The sequence below is a fragment of the Erwinia sp. MYb416 genome (assembly GCF_037479575.1).
GTDB lineage: Bacteria > Pseudomonadota > Gammaproteobacteria > Enterobacterales > Enterobacteriaceae > Erwinia > Erwinia rhapontici.
This window is the reverse complement of sequence record NZ_JBBGYT010000132.1, coordinates 1-751: the sequence shown is the minus strand read 5'-3', so window position 1 is coordinate 751 and position 751 is coordinate 1. Positions and strand designations below refer to the sequence as shown.

At 46.9% G+C, this 751-nt stretch carries 2 protein-coding genes; one reads left to right on the top strand and one right to left on the bottom strand.

The features are described 5' to 3' along the window. Positions 1 to 153: 153 nt before the first annotated feature. Positions 154 to 453, top strand: a complete 300-nt coding sequence (locus WH277_RS01255) for a type II toxin-antitoxin system RelE/ParE family toxin (RefSeq protein ID WP_339503908.1) — start codon at positions 154 to 156, stop codon at positions 451 to 453. A 23-nt stretch (positions 454 to 476) separates the two neighbouring features. On the opposite strand, the gene WH277_RS01250 is transcribed toward WH277_RS01255, so the two are convergent. Next, positions 477 to 751: hypothetical protein (locus tag WH277_RS01250; RefSeq protein WP_339503906.1), on the bottom strand; the 275-nt coding region annotated here is incomplete at its 5' end.

Below are 751 nucleotides of genomic sequence, written 5' to 3'. Positions count from 1 at the left end.
TCATCAGAGAGGCTCTGGACAGCTTCATACACAATCACGAACGCCGCCGCGAAGCCATCCTGAAAGGACTCGCAGACGTAGACGCAGGGAACACGTTTAGCATCGAAGAGATGACGAGCTTTGTTAGACAACTGAAAACAGCGGCAAGATAAGATGAATGTCTCATGGACTGCTAAAGCCAGAGGGGATCTGGCAAGGATTCATAGATTTGAGCTTAACAGTAGAGCCGGAGGCCCACGGCGAGCGAATAGAATCATTAACTCTCTTCTCAATGAATCAATAGATATTGACCTCGCCTTGCCGATCATCAAAGGCAGACAGTTAAAGGACTACTTGCCTCGCCAGGTCTACCGCGTGATTGTCATAAAGGTGTATGAAATGCACTTTGAGATAGATACTGCTCAAAATAACATCTATATCCTCGATGTGTGGCACACAAAAGAAAACCGCTAAGACCTCAAAAAACCCCCTCCCATTCAACCTTTTTTAGACTTTTTTAAGAGCCAAGAATCCAGCAACGGCGCGGGTTTAAAGGGGGTTTTTATACTGTTTTCGAAATCTGATTTGTTTCTTATTAAACAAGAGAAGTAAAACCCAACGTCAAAAGCCAACTGCGGGGCGTTCAATGCCCCCTCTGCGTGTGAAAACAATGGCGGTGATCTCGCATCTTCGACGATCAGCTTTTCAGCCGCTGCAGCTGCAGTGCCTGCGATAAAAGACTGGCTGTTCAGGGCGGTGAGGGGTTTAGGGA

Bases quoted from the DNA above. Each gene is read 5' to 3' on its own strand.
- WH277_RS01255 (WP_339503908.1), top strand. From the start codon at position 154: ATGAATGTCTCATGGACTGCTAAAGCCAGAGGGGATCTGGCAAGGATT.